Origin of the sequence: Mannheimia sp. E30BD (assembly GCF_041807785.1) — a bacterium.
In the GTDB taxonomy this organism is placed as follows: domain Bacteria; phylum Pseudomonadota; class Gammaproteobacteria; order Enterobacterales; family Pasteurellaceae; genus Mannheimia.
In genome coordinates this window covers 101239-121124 of record NZ_JBGTYX010000002.1, presented here as the reverse complement: position 1 = coordinate 121124, position 19886 = coordinate 101239, and the positions used below count along the sequence as shown (strand labels likewise).

The following is a 19886-nucleotide window of genomic DNA, read 5'->3' as shown; positions in this document are numbered from 1 at the left end:
CACAGTTAAGCCAACCGTTGAGCCTGAGCTGACGGATTTATTACCCTATGCAGATAAAACCATTCTGCTCAATACCACCTTTTATCCACAATTGGCGGAACAGCTAACCAAGCTTGGTTTTAAACTTGTCGCCTTAAACGATAACCCACAAACACCAGAAGAGCTGTTTGATCTCATTCTGCAACTAGGCGAACTCACCCAAAACCAAGCCAAAGCAAACGCCTTGGTGGAAAAACTGCGTTTGCAAGAAATCCCTGAAAAACAACCGCTTGTCGGGACGCTGATCTTATCAGAAACCGGCTTGGTCGAACCGCATTTTCCGCAATATCAAACTTTGTTGGCGTTGCTTGGGCTTTCGCCACTAAAAAGCGATTTAACCCCGCACAATCTCTCCCTTGAAAAACTGCTGTTAGCCCAACCTCAGCAGATCCTTTTACTGGCAGATAATCAACATTACAACCATCAAGCAGAGTTACTCCGCCACCCGATTTTGCAAAAAATCAGCCAAAATCGCCCGCTTGCCCGCCTGCCGATGAAATATACTTACTGTTTTGATCATGGTGTGTGGCAGGGAGCGGAGATTATCGGGCGGCAGCTTCGTTAGCCTGAACCACGGTTAAGTCTAAATTAAGAGCGGTCAGAATTTTGCGGATTGTTTCAAAACGGGGCTTACTGCTGGATAAAGTTTGATACAAACTCTCCCGCCCGATCCCCGCTTTTTTCGCCAGCTCATTCCTTTTGCACGGGCAACGGTATTCAAGGCTTGAATAAACTCCTCGTCCGTGCCATCTTTCAGCGTCTCCGCAAGATAGAGTGCGATAAGTTCGTCATTGGTTAAGTATTCGGCGGCATCAAATTCGGTAATGCCGTATTTTTCTCTTATTGCTTGTGGGATAGGATCATCTTTTAATTCGAGCATTGATTTTTCTCCTGTTCAATAGGATACATTCTACCCCCCAATGACTTATTTGTAATGTTTTAAATACAAAATAGACATAGCAAGGCACTATAACAGCGTTGAAAAAATGAATCGCTGGGCAAAAATGATTTTTTCTACAGCGATCCCAAAAATAGATTTTGCCCCTTGACGCCCGTTTTTTGAGTGAGGCAATGTGTTATAATTTTGCCAATAATCGACAGTCAAAGAGTATCTATGCCAAACCGTCTTAACCTTTTCCTTGCTCTTCTCCTGATAGGCATTTTCACCACCGCCGCCTTTTACCACTTAGGCGACTTTTCGGCATTGGTCAATGCAGAGGGAAAATTCAGCGATTGGCGGTGGCTGGTGTTGAGCGATATTCGCCTGCCGAGAATGGGGCTGGCGGTGCTAACAGGTGTGAGCTTGGCGTTGGCTGGCAATGCGATGCAGGGGGTGTTTCAAAATCCGCTTGCCAGCCCCGGTTTGCTTGGGAGCAGTTCGGGGGCAACGGCGGTGAGCGTGTTTCTGCTCTACTATTTTTCAGCTCCGATGGGCTGGCTACTGTTTGGCAGTGTAGCAGGGGCGCTGGGAGCGTTTTTGCTGGTATGGCTGATTAGCTTTCGCCACGGCACAACAATGATGATTTTAAGTGGCGTGGCGGTAAACGTATTGCTCGGGGCAGCGGTGACTTTACTGCTTTCCAATGCCGAAAGCCCGTGGGCGTTGGCAGAGCTCTACCGCTGGTTGCAAGGCTCATTAGTCTGGGCAACCGCAGAGGCAGTATCTTGGGCGTTACCCTTGATATTACTTGGCATTGTCTGCCTCTATCGGGAACGGCGTTATCTCGACCTGCTCACCTTCGGCGAAGAGACGGCTGCAACAATGGGCATCAACCTGCAACGCAGTTTTTTTACCGTTAGCATTGGCGTGGCCTTGTTGGTCGGAGCAACGATTCCACAAACCGGCACTATCGGTTTTATCGGCTTGATAGCCCCTCATCTTGCCCGTATTTGGCTGAAAAAACCGCCGTCTCAGCTTTATCTTACCTCCGCGTTAATCGGGGCGTTGTTACTGCTGATTGCAGATCTGGCGGTGCAATATGTGCCGTTTTTTGCCCGAATTTACATCGGCACGCTCACGGCGATTTTGGGCGTACCTTTTCTGATTTGGATTTTATTCACCCAGCAACGGAGATTGGTACAATGATCAAGATTGAAAACCTTACCCTTGCCCACGGCATTCAGCGCCTCTCTTGCCATCTGCCAAAAGGCAAATTGATCGGTATTATGGGCGCAAATGGGGCGGGGAAATCCTCGTTGCTCAAAGCGATTGCCGGCATTCTACGCCCGACAAGCGGTGAAATTTGGCTGGAAAATTGCAAACTGCACGCACTTTCCGCCGTTGAACGGAGCCGACAATTTGCCTACCTTGCCCAACAGCTCAACGTGGCGTGGCAACTTTCGGTGTATGATGTGATTGCACTCGGCTTGCCTGCACCTCTTTCGCCTGAACAAGAGCGTCAAAAGGTGCGTTCGGTTGCCGAACAGTTGGCGATTTCTCACCTGTTGGATAATACTTATCAACAGCTTTCTGGCGGTGAACAGACCCGAGTGCAACTCGCCCGTTGCTTGATGAAACAAGCCCCGATCTTACTTGCTGATGAACCGATTGCCACTCTCGACCCCTACTATCAAATCGACATTATGCAACAGCTCAAAGCCCTAACCCCAACACAAACCTGCGTGGTAGTCATTCATCATTTGCCCCTTGCCTACCGTTTTTGTGATGAAATCATTCTGCTTAAAAACGGCAATTTACTCGCCAGTGGCAACACACAAGCGGTCTTAAATGCGGAAAATATTGCAACGGCTTTTGGGGTAAAAGCTGAAATGGATTGGGCGAAAAGGGAAATGTGGGGGATTGAGAAATTGGAAGTGTAGTTCCAGTTTTGGTGATTTTTTTGAGAAATTGGAAGTTAAGTTCCAACTTGTTAATTTTTTTATAAAAATGGAGCTTAACTTCCAATTTGAGGAGGCTATGATTTCCCGTGAAAGCTACTTGCAAGAACTGATCCAATTTAAAGACACTGATTTATGAGGAAAAGGCTATTTAAAAACCAATGCAAAGTATTTTATTGTCGATAACGGTTTAAGACGACATGCTATCGGACGGAAAGGTGCCAATTACGCCAATCGCTTAGAAAATATTGTTTTCCTCGAACTTTTACGACGAGGATACACAGTGGATATCGGCAACTTAGACAGCAAAGAAATTGATTTTATTGCCCGAAAAACGGATGAAACAATCTATATCCAAGTAGCTTATGAAATCCCTGAAAATACCCACGAAACCGATAATTTACTGCATATTAAGGATAACTATAAGAAAATCCTGATCACAGGCAGATATTACGATCAATCCGAGATTGATGGGAGTGAAGTGATTTATATTGTGGATTGGTTGTTGGGGTAAATGGTTGGGGGCAAGTTATTTTATCCCTTAAAGAGGATAACCTTGCAAATATACGCTAAAAGGTATAAAGTTATCCTTATCCCTTCTAGCGTATAAGGAAAACAGAATGTTCCCCATGGTTGCTACCACACCACAAATGCTGGCGCACGCGGTGAAAGAGTACCGCAAGTTACAGCAAAAGTCCCAAACAGAAATTGCCAATTTGGCAAACACTAAACAAGCGACGATCTCCATATTTGAAAACGATCCAACAGGCACAAAAATTGAAACTTTGTTCAATATTTTAATGGCATTAGAATTGGAGTTAGTTGTCCAGCCTCGCCCGAAAAGTAGTGATATTTTGCAAGATGAAGAGGGCGAGATATGGTAGGCAATGTACTGACGGTTGCGATGAATGGGTTAGAAGTTGGGCATTGGCGAAAACTTTCTAGCGGAGCAACGGAATTTTGTTATATCCCGAGCTGGCTCAACTCTCCACGAAAACGAGCGATTTCTCTTTCATTACCGCTATCGGATCAAATTTATCGTGGTGATGTAGTCTATAATTTTTTCGATAATTTGTTGCCGGACAATGAATTAATTCGCTCCCGTATTCAGCAACGTTTTCAAACCACCACAAAATCGCCGTTCGATTTGCTTTCGGCAATCGGGCAAGACTGTGTGGGAGCTATTCAGCTTTATAATCAAACACCTTCGCCCACTCAGAACATTAACGCTCAAAAGCTGGCAGATCAGGAAATTGAGCATATTTTACAAAATTATCAAAGCCTGCCACTGGGTATGGCGGAGCAGGCAGATTTCCGTATTTCAATTGCCGGTGCTCAGGAAAAAACGGCCTTTCTTTACCATCAAGGCGAATGGAAACGCCCGTTGGGTTCAACGCCAACCACACATATTTTCAAATTACCGATCGGTTTTGTCGGGCAAGGGCAAATCGACCTTTCGAATAGTTGTGGAAATGAGTGGCTCTGTTTGAATATTTTACGGGTATTTGGCTTGGCTGTACCTCAGGCGGAAATTGCCTATTTTGGCGAAACCAAAGTGCTGATTGTGGAACGTTTTGACCGCCGTTGGGCGAAGGACAATAGCTATTTGCTCCGTTTACCACAAGAAGATATGTGCCAAGCGTTTAACATTGCTCCGGCTCGGAAATATGAAAATGATGGTGGCGTTGGTATTCTGCCAATTATGCAACTCCTCAAAGGTTCGAGCAATGCACTTGCCGATCAAAAAGCCTTTTTCAAAGCCCAAATTCTGTTTTGGCTGCTCTGTGCAATTGACGGACACGCCAAAAATTTCAGCCTATTTTTAGAACCTGACAACCGCTATAAACTCACGCCATTTTATGATGTGATTTCTGCTTACCCGTTGATTAGCCCGAAAGGCTTGCAAAAACAAAAGGTTAAAATGGCAATGGCGTGGCACGGCGAGCAGAATAAGCATTATCTTTGGGATAAAATCCAACTTCGGCATATTTTTCATACCGCGAAATTAGCAGGCTTATCCAAGCAGACCGTGGAAGAGATATTGCAGGAGATTGTTGTGGCTTCATCACGATTAAATAGTATCCCGACACAACATTTGCCCGAACAAATTGTTTAACCGATTTTGAGTAGGGTGGAGAGGGAGTTGGTTGTAGTAAATGGATAGAGGGGGACAAGCGGTCGTTTTTTTGAGAAACTTTGCAAAGTTTTTTGGGGAATTGACCGCTTGTTAATAGAGAAATTACTTCTGTTTTAACAAAGAGATGATCTCTTTTAATGAGTTAATCTCATTTTGCTTTTGTTCTAAGAGCTGATCTTTTGCGTTTAACAACTCTTCCTTATGCGCAATCATATTCTCTTTCAGCTGTATTTCTAATTTTAATTTTTCTAATTCGATTGTTTGTCCTTCCTGAATACCGTAGTAAACCGTATTATTATCTACAGTGTCATTCATCATAAAATAGACACCTTTATTTGCATTATGCATAAATTCCAATGCGTCCATATTAAATAAATTTGCTATTTGCTCTAACTTATCCAAAGTAAGCTTGGTTTCTCCTCTCTCAATTTTGGCATAACCATTTAAGGACATATGTAGCTTTTCTGCCATTTCTTCCTGTGACCACTGCTTAATTTCCCTTAATGCTCTGATTTTTTGATTGTATTCCATAGATACCTACTATTTGGCGAAATTTACCCACAAAAAGCGTAATTTCCTCCATCTTCTGTGGGTGGTTAAGTGAAGCGAAAAAACTATACTAATTCTAGTTTTTGTTTGTTTATTTATCAAGCAGTGCTTGAATTAAGAGAGTTCTATTATGGCTAATTTTGGCTTTCCTGTCGAAACAATCCTTGTCTTTTTTGGGGTTATTATCTTTTCGGTGTACCTTGATTTGTTTGCTCATCGCAATACCAAAGAGATTACAGTTAAAGATGCTTCGCTTTGGTCACTATTTTGGATTGGGCTAGCTTTAGCTTTTTATGGTTATTTATGGGCGAGATTTAATAAGGAATCTGCTGATCTTTATCTTGCTGGTTATGTGTTAGAAAAAAGTCTATCGATTGATAATCTAATGGTTTTCGTTGCTATTTTTGCATCATTTGGAATCACTGGCAAATTACAACACCGTATTCTTTACTGGGGGATTATAGGAGCATTGGTTTTCCGTGCAATCTTTGTGGTAATTGGAGCAAGCCTATTTACAGCAAGTCCTTATGTTGGTTTTATTTTTGCTGCTTTTGTCATTTGGAGTGGATATAAAATGCTCAGCAGTAACAATGAGTCAGAGGAAGAGATTGAAGATTATTCTAATCATTGGAGTGTCCGCTTTATCGGAAAAACAATGTGTGTTTATCCAAAATTGTTTGGAGAGCGTTTCTTTATTAAACATAATGAATTGAGTGCAGAAAATGTAGCCTTAGTCACTCGTAAAGGGATTCGTTATGCTACACCGGCATTCCTCTGTCTTATGGCAATTCAGACCTCTGATGTTGCATTTGCTTTTGATTCTGTTCCTGCCGTCATTGCCGTTACCCAAGAACCATTATTAGTTTATGCTGCGATGATTTTCGCTATTTTAGGGTTGCGTAGCCTTTACTTTATCTTAGCTGCACTGACTAAATATTTAGTTCATCTTGAAAAAGCAGTAATCGCATTACTTTTCTTTATTGGAATCAAAATGGGAATCCAATCTTGGAACCACGCTTTTGGTGATACAGGTATTCATATTTCCCCAAATACGAGCCTATTTATTGTATTAGGTACTCTTGCGCTTGGTGTATTAGCTTCCTTTATTTTTCCGGAGAAAGAGAATAGTGAAAAAAATTAATTTTATCTTAAGCCTATTATTTATTTCTAGCTCTGCGTTACCACAACCTTATAAAGCTCCACCAACATCTTCTACAAGTGGTTGTGTACCTGTAATTAGTGATGAGTTAATGGAGCAGTGTGTCAAAATTTATAATGAAGCTGAATGGCTAGAAAATCATTTAAACCATACTTCGGTTAATCAATACTCTCAATATGAAGTTAATCAATATAACCAAAATATTGCAAAATTAAACCAACTAACTAACTGGTTTAATCAAAATTGTGCAGGGAAACAATCACGATCAGCGTGTGAAGCAACCAAGAGATTAAATCAACAAGCAGGTTTACCTCAACAAAAGTGTTACTAATTTTATTCATCAACTCAATGGAGAATTTATATGTCAGTATCTTTATCAAAAGGCGGTAATGTAAGCCTAAGTAAAAATGCCCCTAATTTAACTAAATTAGTGATTGGATTAGGTTGGGATGTTCGAGCAACAGATGGTGCTGAATTTGACCTTGACGGCTCAGCATTTATTTTAGACTCAACTGGTAAAGTACGTTCAGATGCCGATTTTATTTTTTATAACAACTTGAAATCAATTGATGGTAGTGTTGAACATACAGGCGATAACCGTACAGGAGCTGGCGATGGTGATGATGAAAGCATCATTGTACACCTTGACAAATTACCTACTACGGTAAAAAAAATTGCGATTACCGTGACTATTCATGAAGCAGAATCAAGAAAACAGAGTTTTGGTCAAGTTATTGGTGCATTTGTTCGTTGTGTTGATGGCACAACTAATCAAGAAATTGCTCGTTTTGATTTAAGTGAGGATGCTTCAACCGAAACAGCTATGATTTTTGGTGAAATCTATCGCCATAATGGAGAATGGAAATTCCGTGCCGTAGGACAAGGCTTTACTGGTGGTTTAGCAGCATTAGCAAGAAATTACGGTATTAATATTTAATTGGAAATAAATGGGTAAGTAATTACCCATTTTTTATGGAGAAAAAAATGGCTATTGATGTAACTAAAAAACCTAAAATATCACTCAGCAAAGTGATTCTAGAAAAGTCTGGGGATTCTACTCGTATTGATTTATCTAAAAGCAATGATCAAAATATTGTGATCAATTTAAATTGGACACAGAAGAAAAATGCCGGATTATTTGCTAACCTATTTAATAAAAATCAAGATATTGACCTAGATTTAGGTTGCTATTATGAGTTAAATAATGGGCAATCTTCAGTAATTGACGGATTACAGTTCTCTCATAATCGAGGAGGAGCGAGAAATCAACGAACTCGACAAGGCTGTTATACCGAAGCACCTTATATTTGGCATTGTGGCGATGATCGAGGTGCTGGCAATAATTCAGGCGAGAATATTTTAGTGAATCCTCAAGGCGCTCAACATATTAAACGGATTATCGTTTACTGTTTTATTTATGAAGGTGTAGCAAAATGGGGAGAATCTGATGCTGTCGTTACAGTCAAAGTACCTAATCAACCGGATATTGTTGTTGAAATGGGAAGACAAACCGATCCTAGAACTTTCTGTGCAATTGCCTCTATAGAATTTCACGGAAATCAAATGTCAGTTCGTAAAGAAATCACATTCCATAATGGTCATAAAGAGTGCGATCACTATTATGGATGGGGATTTAACTGGGGGGCTGGTTCTAAATAAAGGAAAGCGGACTAGAGTCCGCTTTCCTGTTACTTATATAGCACTTTCACCTGAAAAATAACAAGCTCCACAGCATTCAGTAACCCAATTAGAGACAAGCAGTGAAAATTTAGGGATTGTTTGCAAATTGTGAGAGAGAATGCTCTCTCTTGTAGAAGTTAGATATTGTTCATCTCCTAGTAGCTGATTATTTTGTATAGAATTTGTCAGGACTTATGGCCAAGCCTAATGATTATATCATCTTATTTACTTATTGCGGTTAGAGTTCCTATTAACCAAGAACTATACCAAAAGGAACTTAGAATAATGAACCATAAGAATTTTATCAGTCGTTTTTGATCAGCTATTTGTTCTGATATCGCTGAGTGTGTTATTAACCACTGTTCATTTTTTAGTTGTTTTGGTAATTTAGATTCAAAAAAGTTAATTTCTTTTTCAATATAATCAAGATGCTTTTGCTGAGTATAGAGTACTAAAGCACATAAAGCTGAATAAACCATTAAAGAAATAACACTCACCCAATGTAATTCAATTTTCATTATATTAAATACTGCTGTTGCAACCGGTAAGCCTAACACTTGAGCAATAGATTTTCCTAAAGATTCATTAATTCGGATTGTAAATTTAGATGCATTTTCCTCAATTTTTTTTACAAATTTACTATAAGAAAAATCTTCCAGATAGAGTTGATACTGAGCAATTGCTTGGATTTTGATATTAACAATATCTAATAATAGATCACAGATATCAGGCTGAATGCGTCCCTCTTTCTCTGTCAGATAATCTGTCAAGGCACTAGAAAAAGCATTTTTCTTCGAGTAGAAATGCTCGGAATTTGTATCACCACCTAACAAATCGCAAATTTCATCAATGGCTTGAATTTGAGTTGTAGACAACCCTTGGATTAGTTGAACTAATAGCTTATTATCTCGAGCTTTTAAAGCTAACTCGGATGGCTTTTTACTAAAGAATACAACAGTATTATTAGTGACATAGAATCGATTTTTATCAGTAAGAATTTGTAATAGTTCTATAACCTTATTTAAGTTATTAGGAATAATTTGCTTATCAGAATGTTGACATAATAGCCATTGATGCTCAATAATTTCATTAAGATCTGATTTATCCCACCATGATCGTTTTCTTTCAAAATACTGTTCATAGCTTGCATAACCTAACCCACCTTCTAGCATAGGCGTTAAAGTGAAGGATACTTTATCATTTGTACCGAATGTTTCTGGACTTAGCTGAATCTCTGAGGAACTTTCAAGCCATTCTTGCAGAGCGATCACATCGTCTTGATTTTTAGGCACTACAAAACCAGTTAATTTGTTTGTACCAACTGTTGCTGTATTGATTAAACTAAAAAATGTATCTAATTTCACTGTAATAAGCTCTTGTAACGCTTGGTGATTTGCTCAAATTCTTCTTGATCCAACTCAATTTGCAAGTATTTCTTTTCACTATTTTCATCTTCAACAACTAAAACACTCGATCCAAGTTGTTGCATTTCACCTTTAATTTGAATATTTTTATTTGATAGTGATAAATCAAATTTTTCATATTTTCTTAATTTACTTTCATCCACTTTAAAAGATGAGTCTAGAATGATATTGTTTTCTTGACGATAGGTAAAGAATGTGGATTTTCCTTTTATTCCATGAGTATTCAAAGCATTATTAAGTAAAACATCAATGTCCTCTTCAATATGTACTTCATTATTATGGTCAAATTTAGTTCTCAATAATGTAACTACTTCTGTTTCTACTTGATGGCGAATTTTAGGATCACTAAATACGCTGGCTGTATAATTTTTTATATTTTTTAATAAGGATGATGTACTTATTCCATTATCAATTTTCATGCCAACAGGTATGAAATCTTGAATATATGAAGGAAGTCTTGTGCTACCGCGTTGAATCCATTGAATGTAATAAGTTTCATTCTCATGATTAGGAGTAGTATAGTGCTTTGCCATTCTGTTAAATTGATTTTAATCCCTACTTTTAATGCATCATTATCAATTACACTTACATTGGAAAATTCACCTTGTGCATCAATATTGATATATTTGTTAAGACTAATTAACGAAATTAATAAATAATCGGTATCATTTTGGCTATAAAATACCATCGGAACATATTCACCGGTGGTAGCTGTTTTCTGTGTAACAAAATGAAATAGCCCTTTAGCTAATTCTTTGGATAACTGTAAATAGTTAATCTGAGTTAATACTGAAAAATAGCCATCAGCTAAAACCTTAGATAAGGTATTCTGAATACCAAAACCACCACTAATAGAGTTATTCTTACCTGATTTATGTAGTTGCTGTTCAGCATATTCTACAAAGTTAGTTAAGTGATTATTGGTACTATGTAGGTTTTGTTGTAATTGTAATGTTGCATTACTAGTTGGGGCATTTTGTTGCTTTATAACTTGATGAATTACACCTGCGGTAATCTGAATAGTCATTATTTCTTTCCTTACATTTTAGTCATTTACATCATTCATTTTTAGATAACTTAAAATAACACATAAATTTTCGTATGAAAAATTTTATGTGTTACATAGAATTAAATCCACTGCATGTTAACATCTATTCTTAAATCCCCTCAGCCTGCGACTTCACATCTTGTTTCATCGCCACACTCAACCATTTCTTTGCCGTGAGTTCGTCCCAGCCTTTGCGTTTGGCATAATCCATCACCTGATCTTCGTCAATTTTCCCTAACGTAAAATAGTTGCTAGCAGGGTGGGTGAAGTACCAGCCGCAGACGCTTGCTGCTGGCCACATGGCATAGCTTTCGGTGAGTTTCATACCGATCCGTTGTTCGACTTCGAGTAAATCCCAGATGATCTGTTTTTCGGTATGCTCAGGGCAGCTCGGGTAGCCCGGGGCGGGGCGGATTCCTCGGTAGTTTTCACGGATCAAGCGGTCGTTATCGAAGGTTTCTTCGCTATATCCCCATACTTTGGTGCGTAGCTCAAAGTGTAGGTATTCCGCCATTGCCTCGGCTAAGCGGTCGCCAACGGCTTGGAGCAGAATGGCGTTGTAGTCGTCACCAGCCGCTTTGTATCCTTCGACCAAATCGTGTTCTTCAATGCCGGCACAGACGGCGAACATACCGAACCAGTCTTGTTGTCCTTCTCGGTCGGCGATGAAGTCGCTTAAACAGAGGTTGTACGGGCTTTTGCTGTTTTTGCCTCGTTCCGATTGTTGGCGGAGGTGGTAGGATTTGCCGATACAAGCGGTGCGATCTTCGTTTAAAATTGCAATATCATCGCCCTCACGCACGGCAGGGAAAATCCCCATAATCCCGCTTGGATTGAGCTTGCCGTTTTGCTCAAATTCGTCCAGCACCCGTTGGGCATCGTTATAGACACGGCGTGCCTCTTCGCCGCCTTCCGGATAATCAAAGGCATCAGGATAACCGCCCATTAAGCCCCAGAGCATAAAGAACGGCGACCAGTCGATAAATTTGCGTAGGGTGGCAATCGGTACATTTTTGTACTCGATAATGCCGGTCTGTTTTGGCGTTGGCGGCACATAGTCTGCCCATTCGCCACTAAATCCGTCAAAACGATTGGCTCGAGCCTCCTCAATGGATAAACCGTTGCGAAGTGGTTTGCGAACGGCAAATTTACGCTGAATTTCTTCGTACTCGGCTTTGGTTTTTTCCCAAAATTCCGCTTTTGCCTCAGGGTTCATCAAGGTCGCACAGACGGTGACGCAACGTGAAGCGTTAGCGGTATAGACTACGGGGTAGTTATATTTCGTCGCCGTATGCTCTTTTGAGGTGGTTGCACCGCCAATCAGCACCGGAATATCGAGCTTCAAGCGGTTCATTTCACCTAAAAAATACTCCATTTCGTCCAGCGATGGAGTAATTAGTCCGCTTAACCCAATGAGATCGGCTTTTTCTCGAATGGCGGTTTCGATAATGACATCGGCAGGCACCATCACGCCTAAGTCGATCACTTCAAAGTTATTACATTGCAACACCACGCTCACGATGTTTTTGCCGATGTCGTGTACATAGCCTTTCACGGTGGCGATCACCATTTTGCCGTTGCTCGATCCTTTCTGCTTAGTGGCGTTGATGTACGGTTCTAAATAGGCAACCGACTGTTTCATTACCCGAGCCGATTTCACCACTTGTGGCAGGAACATTTTACCGTCTCCGAACAGGTCGCCCACCACGTCCATCCCCGCCATTAGCGGCCCTTCAATCACTTCCAGCGGAGAGGCAAATTGCTGGCGAGCCTCTTCGGTATCTTCAATAATGTAGGTCGTTATTCCTTTCACGAGGGCGTGTTTTAAACGCTCTGCCACAGGTAAGTTTCGCCACTCAGCGGCACTTTCATCGGCACTTTCTACTTTTACGCCCCGATATTTTTCGGAAATTTCCAACAGGCGGTCAGTAGCGTCATGACGGCGGTTCAGCACCGCATCTTCAATCGCCTCTCGCAGTTCAGGGTCGAGGTCATCATAAATCGCCAACTGCCCTGCGTTCACGATCCCCATATCCATTCCGGCTTTGATCGCATAGTAGAGGAACACAGCGTGAATAGCCTCACGCACCACATTGTTGCCACGGAAAGAGAAGGAGACATTCGACACCCCGCCGGAAATTTTGGCGTATGGCAAGTCTCGCTTAATCCGCTCACAGGCTTGGATAAAGTCCACCCCGTAGTTATTGTGTTCTTCAATACCGGTGGCAATCGCAAAAATGTTCGGGTCGAAAATAATGTCTTCCGGTGGAAAATCGAGCTGATCAACCAAAATTCGATAGGCTCGGGTACAGATTTCTACCTTGCGCTCTTCGGTATCCGCTTGCCCGACTTCGTCAAACGCCATCACCACCACCGCAGCCCCATATCGGCGGCAGAGTTTGGCTTGGTGAATAAATTTCTCTTCGCCCTCTTTGAGTGAAATTGAGTTCACAATCGGCTTGCCCTGCACGGTTTGCAAGCCCGCCTCGATCACCTCCCATTTTGAGGAGTCAATCATAATCGGCACTTTTGCCGCCTCAGGCTCGGTAGCAAGAATGTTGAGGAAACGGGTCATACATTTTTTGGAGTCGAGCAACGCCTCGTCCATATTCACGTCAATCACTTGCGCCCCGTTTTCCACTTAGCTGATCGCAATTTCAATCGCTTCGGCAAATTTCTCTTCTTTAATCAGCTTCTTAAATTTTGCCGAGCCGGTGACGTTATTGCGTTCCCCCACATTCACAAACAGCGAATTATCGTCAATCGTCAGCGGTTCTAAGCCCGACAAACGCATAGCGGTTGGAATTTCAGGTAATTTACGAGGCGCAACGCCTTTGGTTGCTTCGGCAAAGGCTTGGATATGCTCTGGCGTGGTGCCACAACAGCCGCCGACAATGTTAAGCCAGCCGAGTTCTGCCCACTCTTTGATGTAAGTCGCCATCTCTTCCGCCCCTAAATCGTAGCCGCCAAAAGCGTTTGGCAAGCCGGCATTCGGGTGAACCGAAACAAAAGTCTCGCTGATTTTCGACATCATCTCCACATAAGGGCGGAGTTCCTTCGGCCCGAGCGCACAGTTCAAGCCGAACGTCAGCGGTTTGGCGTGGCGGAGCGAGTTATAAAACGCCTCAGTGGTCTGCCCAGACAGCGTTCGTCCTGAGGCATCGGTAATCGTACCGGAGATCATAATCGGCAACTTCACGCCCAGCTCATCAAACACGGTTTCAATCGCAAACACAGCAGCTTTGGCGTTCAGGGTATCGAAAATGGTCTCGATCATAATCAGATCCGCCCCGCCCTCAATCAACCCTCGGGTTGCCTCTGCGTAGGCTTCCACCAGTTGCATAAAGGTAATATTACGGAAACCCGGGTCGTTTACATCAGGCGAAATCGAACAAGTGCGGTTGGTCGGCCCAAGAATACCGGCCACAAAACGAGGTTTTTCCGGTGTGGAGAATTTATCGGCAGCTAGACGGGCAAGTTTGGCCCCCACAAGATTCAGCTCATAAGCAATACTTTCAAGTTCATAATCCGCTTGAGCAATGGTAGTCGCACTAAAGGTATTAGTTTCGATAATATCCGCACCGGCGGCTAAATATTTCTCGTGAATAGCAGAAATCAGGAGGGGCTGGGTAAGTGTGAGTAGGTCGTTATTGCCTTTGAGATCAATAGTACTGTTTTTAAAACGTTCACCTCGGAAATCTGATTCGGTCAGTTTATATTTTTGGATCATCGTCCCCATCGCACCGTCTAAGATAAGAATGCGTTCGGCAAGGGCGTTTTGAAGTAATTCTGTTCTATTTTGGCTATCCATTATGGTATTCCTTTTTATTCTAGAATGACTGAAATAATAGGAAGATGTAATAAAGCTGTCAAACCTTTTAAGTTGTGGTATATTCCTTGCTAACATTTTGCAAAATTAGGGAAAAATATGACCGCTTACCCCCCTGAAAATAACGTTCAAAAACCCTCTATTTGGCAGCAGATTTTCACAAAAAATATGCTCCTTTGTATCTATACAGGTTTTTGTTCTGGTTTGCCGTTATTTGTATTAATTCAGCTAATGCCTGCGTGGCTAACCAGTGCAAATTTAGATATTAAAACCATTGCGGTATTTACCCTTACTTCCCTTCCCTATACTTGGAAATTCTTATGGGCTGCGTTGTTAGACCGCTATTTTCCGCCATTTTTGGGCAGACGTAGAAGCTGGATTTTTATTTCTCAAATCGGGCTTTTAGTGATTTTAGCCAGTTTCGGCTTGTTTGACCCAGTCAAAGATATTTCGATTATTGTTACTCTTTCAGTGCTATTGGCGTTTCTTTCTGCCACCCAAGATATTGTGGTGGATGCTTTCCGCCGTGAGATTTTATCGGATAAAGAACTAGGCTTAGGGAACTCTATTCACGTTAATGCTTATCGTATTGCAGGCTTAATTCCCGGTGGCTTATCGCTGTTTTTAGCGGATCACTACGCTTGGGATACGGTTTTCCTGATTACTTCAGCTTTTTTAGTACCTTGTTTATTTGTTACGCTCATCGCAGCTGAGCCTAACCATAAACCAATTGACCGTTCCAAGCCGTTTTATATGGCGTTTGTGGATCCGTTTAAAGAATTTTTCACCCGTAAAGGCGTGGCAGGAGCGATTGGGCTGATTCTGTTTATTTTCCTCTATAAATTGGGTGATTCTCTCGCCACCACATTGCAAACTAAATTTATTTTAGATATGGGTTTTACCAAATCGCATATTGCAGGCATTGTGAAAATGACCTCACTTTGGTGTAGCGTTGGCGGCGGCATTATCGGCGGTATTACGATGTTGAAATTAGGCGTAAACCGTGCATTGTGGTTATTTGGCTTAGTTCAATTAGTAACCATTTTAGGCTTTGCTTATCTTGCCAGCTTTGGGCATTTCCCAACAGAAACTATTGGTGCTGCCGAGCTTTGGAAACTAGGTTTAGTAATGACAGGTGAATATCTGGGCGTGGGTTTAGGCACAGCGGCTTTCGTTGCCTTTATGGCTCGTGAAACTAATCCCGCTTACACTGCAATGCAGCTCGCCATTTTCACCAGCCTTGCTGCCCTACCAAGCAAAATGTTAGGGGCATACACCGGGCATTTAGTGGAAATGATGGGCTATTACCAATTCTTCTGGCTCTGTTTCTTTATCGGTATTCCGGGAATGCTGATGTTGTTTAAGGTTGCGCCTTGGGGACAAGCTGAATAGCTATTCATAAAAATAAGATTTTTTATTTATCCTAAAATTTACCCTCATCTAAAACTAAATGACATTGACTTTCATTTATAATAAAAATATATTTAGCACCGTTTTCATAATAGATTTTCATCTACTCATTTTCATTTTGATTGATTTGGTGAGGTAATCCCACCTTTTTTACGCTCTTAAAACACAACACTATGATTCAAATAAATTCCATTAGCTACTCTGTTGAACAAAACCGTAAACTGCTAAGCAATATTTCCCTCAATTTAAGCAAGGGGCGTTTATATGGCGTAATAGGCCATAACGGCTCGGGTAAATCAACGTTAATGCGTTTACTAAGCGGAGATATAACACCTACCAGCGGTTCAATTTTAGTCGATGGATTACCACTTCATCAGCTTTCTACCAAAGAAGCGGCAAAACATATTGCCTATTTACCACAACGTTTACCTGAAGCGGCGGACTTCTTAGTGCAGGAACTGGTTGCTTTAGGGCGATTTCCATATCAAAAATGGCTACAAAAACCAACAGAATTTGATGTTCAAATTGTTGAGCAAGCAATGAAAAGCACCTCCGTTACTCAGTTTGCTAAACAGCCTGTAAATAGTCTATCAGGCGGAGAAAAACAACGAGTTTGGCTTGCTATGTGCTTAGCCCAACAAACACCCTATTTACTGCTAGATGAGCCATTGGCTGCCCTTGATATTGTTTATCAAGTTGAAGTAATGCAGCTTATTCGCAAGCTAGTGAATGAACAAGGCTTAACAGTCATTATCATTATTCACGATATTAATCTTGCCTCCCAATTTTGTGATGAAATTATTGCGTTAAAGCAAGGCGAACTCTGTATTCAAGGTTCTGTTGATGAAATTATGCAAGAACAGAAATTACTTGAGATCTTCGGGCTAAAACTGCACTTGTTTAACCACCCCACAGGCTTACATAAAGTGGCGGTATTATGATGTTTAGGCAATACAAACGGTTCATTTTTCTCTTTATTTTGCAAATTTCTACCGCATTTTCTCAGCCCAAAATTTTTACGCCTGATTGGTCTATTGCCTCAGCCCTTACTGAAATGGGAAATCCGCCTATTGCTATGGGGGATAAGCGAATTTATCCGCTATGGTCGCACCGCCCTATTCAGCCTAATAGCGTGTTAGACATTGGAGCTCGTTATCAGCCTAATCGTGAATTATTAGCACAACTTCCTGTTGAATTGGTGCTATCAAACTTTTTCTACGCTCACTTGGCTTCTGTTTATCCGAAAGAAATTCCACAAATAGACGTGTTATTTGATGGCGGAAATACTGAACCTCAGCAACATTGGCATACTTACCAAAAAGCCACTCGTATGATTGGAACAGCGATTAAAAACCCTAATGCGGCAGAAGCATATTTAACGAAAACTGAACAAACGTTGGCTCAATGGGGGAAAGAAATCCTTAACAGTAATCCAGATATTGATTACTACTCTGTTGTTCAATTTGGCTCTCCGAGAGAGTTACGCATATATGCGTCTAATTCAATGTTCCGTGTTGCCTTTGATTTAATGGGCTTAAAACAGGCTGATTTAGGTGTGGGAGATCGCTGGGGAAATAAACTTATTCCTGTGAGTGATTTAGCTAAATTACCCGAACGCACCTGTTTAATTGTCATCTCACCTTTTTCTAAAATGACGCAAGCAGATTTAGAAAATAGCTACATTTGGCAACGTTTAGGATTTGGTAAAAACCGTTGTATGAAAGTATTACCGCCTGTTTGGCTCTTTGGTGGGGCTGATTCCATCTCGCACTTTGCTGAGTTTTTACACAATGCAATGACACAAGGAGAAAAAGAGTAATGAAATCATCATTCTTATTGATTGGCTGTATTCTTTTATCCTTAGTAACAGCTGTTATCCGTTTAAATATGGTCTGGGAGTGGGAATGGCAGTTACTACTCATAAATGTTGATTTATTGCCGATTAATCAAGCTGCGGTAAAAGCAGCCCTTTTACCTGAAATGACAACGTCATTTTTAGCAGGCGGTTTATTGGCTATAGCCAGCAGTGGCTTACAACATATTGTCAGAAATAATTTAGCGTCAGATAGCACACTTGCTGTCAGTAGCGGGGCTCAACTTGCATTGATGATTGCGGTTATCTTTTTCCCAACCGCCGAGCTTTTTTCTAGTTTCTGGATTGCGTTACTTGGCTCTTTAGCTGCTATCGTACTGGTTTTATTTATTGCTAAAGCCTCTAAGCTCAATCCCCTTACCCTTATTTTAGGGGGATTGATTGTTAATATTTTGTTTGGAGCTATTGCCTCTTTACTGACCCTTTTCTACTTTGATTTTTTATTTGGCGTGATGGTTTGGGGAAGTGGCTCACTTTTACAAGATGGTTGGGCAACTTCTATTACCTTAGCGATAACGGTAGTAGTTGCATTTTTTATCTTTGTCTTACTCTCTCGTCCACTCACAATTTTAAGTTTAGATGATGAACAAGCTCGTCGCTTAGGCGCGCCTGTTAATTTACTACGCTACTTAGTTATTTTTGTTTGTGCCGCCATTACAGCATTGGTTGTAAGCAAAATAGGTGTGATTGGCTTTATTGGATTTGCAGGTGCAAGTTTGGCTCATTTTGCCAAAATACGACATTTATTACTTCGCCTCTTGATTGCTTTTCTAGCGGGCGGATTTTTACTCTTTTTTACCAATAATCTCATCGGCATTGTTAGCAGAATTTACGACACTCTACTACCTGTTGGTGCATTTACCGCAACACTAGGCGCACCATTATTAATTTTCTTGGTATTACGCCAACGTAAAGCACAATTTGAAGCAAGCAATACAGCATACTTCCCCGTTAAACGCCTCAATTCGTGGAAACTGCCAATATTGTTGTTATGCGCTGGAGTTATCCTATTTTGTCTATTACAAATCATTGCTCCAACAATGAATGGCTGGGCTATTAGCATTGATGAAAACCTGATGAGTTCCTACCGCTTGCCTCGTAGTCTAAGTGCGATAGCAACAGGGGCAATGCTTGCGGTAAGTGGTAGCCTATTACAAATCTTAACGAGAAACCCAATGGCAAGCCCTGAAGTATTAGGCGTGAGTTCAGGGGCAACTATTGCTGCAGTACTGTCATTCTTACTTTTCCCAACATTATCTAGCATTGGCTTCTTGTTATTTGGTGTATTAGGGAGTTTGACTGTTCTCGCTCTTATTATGTGGCTCTCTCGTAAATTACAACCATCAGCGTTAATGATTACAGGTGTTGCTATTGGAGCTTTAGTCAGTGGCTTAATGGCTATTATTCAACTAAGCGGCAGCCCTCGTTTAACGGCAGTTATTAGTTGGCTGTCTGGCTCAACCTATTACGCTAATCCGAATACAGTTTGGATTTTATTATCTGTTGCAATCCTACTTATCAGTGCCACTTTACTGTTTATCAAACCTTTACGTTTGATCTCACTTGGCGAGACCGTTTCTTACCATTTAGGGTTAGAGGTTAAAAAAGTACAAATGATTGTATTACTTTTAATTGCCCTAATGAGTGCCGCCTCTACACTTGCGGTAGGGCCAATGAGCTTCATTGGGCTAATGACCCCTCATTTAGCTAAAAATTTAGGTGCAATTACACCGGAGAAACAGATCCCTATATCGGCATTATTAGGGGCAATGCTAATGCTCATTGCCGATTGGCTCGGGCGTTATCTAATTTTCCCTTATGAGATTGGGGCAGGCATTATTGCCTCTATTCTCGGGGGTATCTATTTCTTACTGTTACTCAAACAACATAAATAATTTTT

General features: G+C 41.2%; 16 protein-coding genes and 4 pseudogenes. 14 read left to right on the top strand and 6 right to left on the bottom strand.

What is annotated here, in order from left to right:
- Positions 1 to 7: 7 nt before the first annotated feature.
- Positions 8 to 604, top strand: a pseudogene (locus ACERCG_RS01925) (GlcNAc transferase); the annotation flags it as partial.
- Here the strand turns inward: ACERCG_RS01925 and ACERCG_RS01920 are convergent.
- A pseudogene (locus ACERCG_RS01920) lies at positions 582 to 919 on the bottom strand (addiction module antidote protein). The pseudogenes ACERCG_RS01925 and ACERCG_RS01920 sit on opposite strands and share 23 nt — an antisense overlap.
- A gap of 234 nt (positions 920 to 1153) precedes the next feature.
- Here ACERCG_RS01920 and ACERCG_RS01915 point away from each other — a divergent pair.
- From ACERCG_RS01915 to ACERCG_RS01895, 5 genes and pseudogenes are all read left to right on the top strand, one after another.
- The gene (locus ACERCG_RS01915; protein WP_373610395.1) at positions 1154 to 2125 is read left to right on the top strand and encodes a FecCD family ABC transporter permease; all 972 of its coding nucleotides are present in this window, start codon (positions 1154 to 1156) and stop codon (positions 2123 to 2125) included.
- Positions 2122 to 2859 carry an ABC transporter ATP-binding protein gene (locus ACERCG_RS01910; protein ID WP_373610394.1) on the top strand — a complete coding sequence of 246 codons (738 nt, stop codon included), beginning with the start codon at positions 2122 to 2124 and terminating at the stop codon, positions 2857 to 2859. The genes ACERCG_RS01915 and ACERCG_RS01910 overlap by 4 nt, the downstream gene beginning before the upstream one ends.
- A gap of 157 nt (positions 2860 to 3016) precedes the next feature.
- Positions 3017 to 3391, top strand: a pseudogene (locus ACERCG_RS01905) (hypothetical protein); the annotation flags it as partial.
- A 106-nt stretch (positions 3392 to 3497) separates the two neighbouring features.
- The gene (locus ACERCG_RS01900; RefSeq protein WP_373610393.1) at positions 3498 to 3761 is read left to right on the top strand and encodes a helix-turn-helix domain-containing protein; all 264 of its coding nucleotides are present in this window, start codon (positions 3498 to 3500) and stop codon (positions 3759 to 3761) included.
- Positions 3755 to 4993 carry a type II toxin-antitoxin system HipA family toxin gene (locus tag ACERCG_RS01895; protein ID WP_373610392.1) on the top strand — a complete coding sequence of 413 codons (1239 nt, stop codon included), beginning with the start codon at positions 3755 to 3757 and terminating at the stop codon, positions 4991 to 4993. The genes ACERCG_RS01900 and ACERCG_RS01895 overlap by 7 nt, the downstream gene beginning before the upstream one ends.
- A gap of 123 nt (positions 4994 to 5116) precedes the next feature.
- On the opposite strand, the gene ACERCG_RS01890 is transcribed toward ACERCG_RS01895, so the two are convergent.
- The gene (locus ACERCG_RS01890) at positions 5117 to 5545 is read right to left on the bottom strand and encodes a helix-turn-helix domain-containing protein (RefSeq protein WP_373610391.1); all 429 of its coding nucleotides are present in this window, start codon (positions 5543 to 5545) and stop codon (positions 5117 to 5119) included.
- Between the two features lie 148 nt (positions 5546 to 5693).
- On the opposite strand from ACERCG_RS01890, the gene ACERCG_RS01885 reads away from it, so the two are divergent.
- Genes ACERCG_RS01885 through ACERCG_RS01870 form a run of 4 tightly spaced genes read left to right on the top strand, consistent with a single transcriptional unit; the run spans position 5694 to position 8381 of the window.
- A complete protein-coding gene (locus ACERCG_RS01885) occupies positions 5694 to 6704 on the top strand; it encodes a TerC/Alx family metal homeostasis membrane protein (protein WP_373610390.1) in 1011 nt (336 codons plus the stop codon).
- Positions 6691 to 7053 carry a hypothetical protein gene (locus ACERCG_RS01880; protein ID WP_373610389.1) on the top strand — a complete coding sequence of 121 codons (363 nt, stop codon included), beginning with the start codon at positions 6691 to 6693 and terminating at the stop codon, positions 7051 to 7053. Before ACERCG_RS01885 ends, ACERCG_RS01880 begins: the two co-directional genes overlap by 14 nt.
- A gap of 30 nt (positions 7054 to 7083) precedes the next feature.
- Positions 7084 to 7659 carry a TerD family protein gene (locus tag ACERCG_RS01875; RefSeq protein WP_373610387.1) on the top strand — a complete coding sequence of 192 codons (576 nt, stop codon included), beginning with the start codon at positions 7084 to 7086 and terminating at the stop codon, positions 7657 to 7659.
- A gap of 47 nt (positions 7660 to 7706) precedes the next feature.
- Positions 7707 to 8381, top strand: a complete 675-nt coding sequence (locus tag ACERCG_RS01870; RefSeq protein ID WP_373610386.1) for a stress protein — start codon at positions 7707 to 7709, stop codon at positions 8379 to 8381.
- A gap of 242 nt (positions 8382 to 8623) precedes the next feature.
- Here ACERCG_RS01870 and ACERCG_RS01865 read toward each other — a convergent pair whose 3' ends face one another.
- From ACERCG_RS01865 to metH, 4 genes and pseudogenes are all read right to left on the bottom strand, one after another.
- Positions 8624 to 9766: a hypothetical protein gene (locus tag ACERCG_RS01865; RefSeq protein WP_373610385.1), complete on the bottom strand. Its 1143-nt coding sequence runs from the start codon at positions 9764 to 9766 to the stop codon at positions 8624 to 8626.
- On the bottom strand, positions 9763 to 10359 hold the full coding sequence (locus ACERCG_RS01860) for a nucleoid-associated protein (RefSeq protein ID WP_373610384.1): 597 nt from the start codon (positions 10357 to 10359) through the stop codon (positions 9763 to 9765). The genes ACERCG_RS01865 and ACERCG_RS01860 overlap by 4 nt, the downstream gene beginning before the upstream one ends.
- Positions 10242 to 10853 carry a nucleoid-associated protein gene (locus ACERCG_RS01855; protein ID WP_373610382.1) on the bottom strand — a complete coding sequence of 204 codons (612 nt, stop codon included), beginning with the start codon at positions 10851 to 10853 and terminating at the stop codon, positions 10242 to 10244. Before ACERCG_RS01855 ends, ACERCG_RS01860 begins: the two co-directional genes overlap by 118 nt.
- A 130-nt stretch (positions 10854 to 10983) precedes the next feature.
- A pseudogene (gene metH, locus ACERCG_RS01850) lies at positions 10984 to 14685 on the bottom strand (methionine synthase).
- A 117-nt stretch (positions 14686 to 14802) separates the two neighbouring features.
- Here metH and ACERCG_RS01845 point away from each other — a divergent pair.
- The 4 genes from ACERCG_RS01845 (at position 14803) to fhuB (ending at position 19881) form a co-directional block, all read left to right on the top strand.
- Positions 14803 to 16095, top strand: coding sequence for an AmpG family muropeptide MFS transporter (locus ACERCG_RS01845; protein ID WP_373610381.1), 1293 nt, complete (start codon positions 14803 to 14805; stop codon positions 16093 to 16095).
- Positions 16096 to 16286: 191 nt separating this feature from the next.
- Entirely contained in the window at positions 16287 to 17054 is a 768-nt protein-coding gene (locus ACERCG_RS01840; RefSeq protein ID WP_373610380.1) for an ABC transporter ATP-binding protein, read from the top strand.
- Positions 17051 to 17932: an ABC transporter substrate-binding protein gene (locus tag ACERCG_RS01835; protein ID WP_373610379.1), complete on the top strand. Its 882-nt coding sequence runs from the start codon at positions 17051 to 17053 to the stop codon at positions 17930 to 17932. The genes ACERCG_RS01840 and ACERCG_RS01835 overlap by 4 nt, the downstream gene beginning before the upstream one ends.
- Positions 17932 to 19881 carry a Fe(3+)-hydroxamate ABC transporter permease FhuB gene (gene fhuB / locus ACERCG_RS01830; protein ID WP_373610378.1) on the top strand — a complete coding sequence of 650 codons (1950 nt, stop codon included), beginning with the start codon at positions 17932 to 17934 and terminating at the stop codon, positions 19879 to 19881. Before ACERCG_RS01835 ends, fhuB begins: the two co-directional genes overlap by 1 nt.
- The last annotated feature ends 5 nt before the right edge of the window (positions 19882 to 19886 follow it).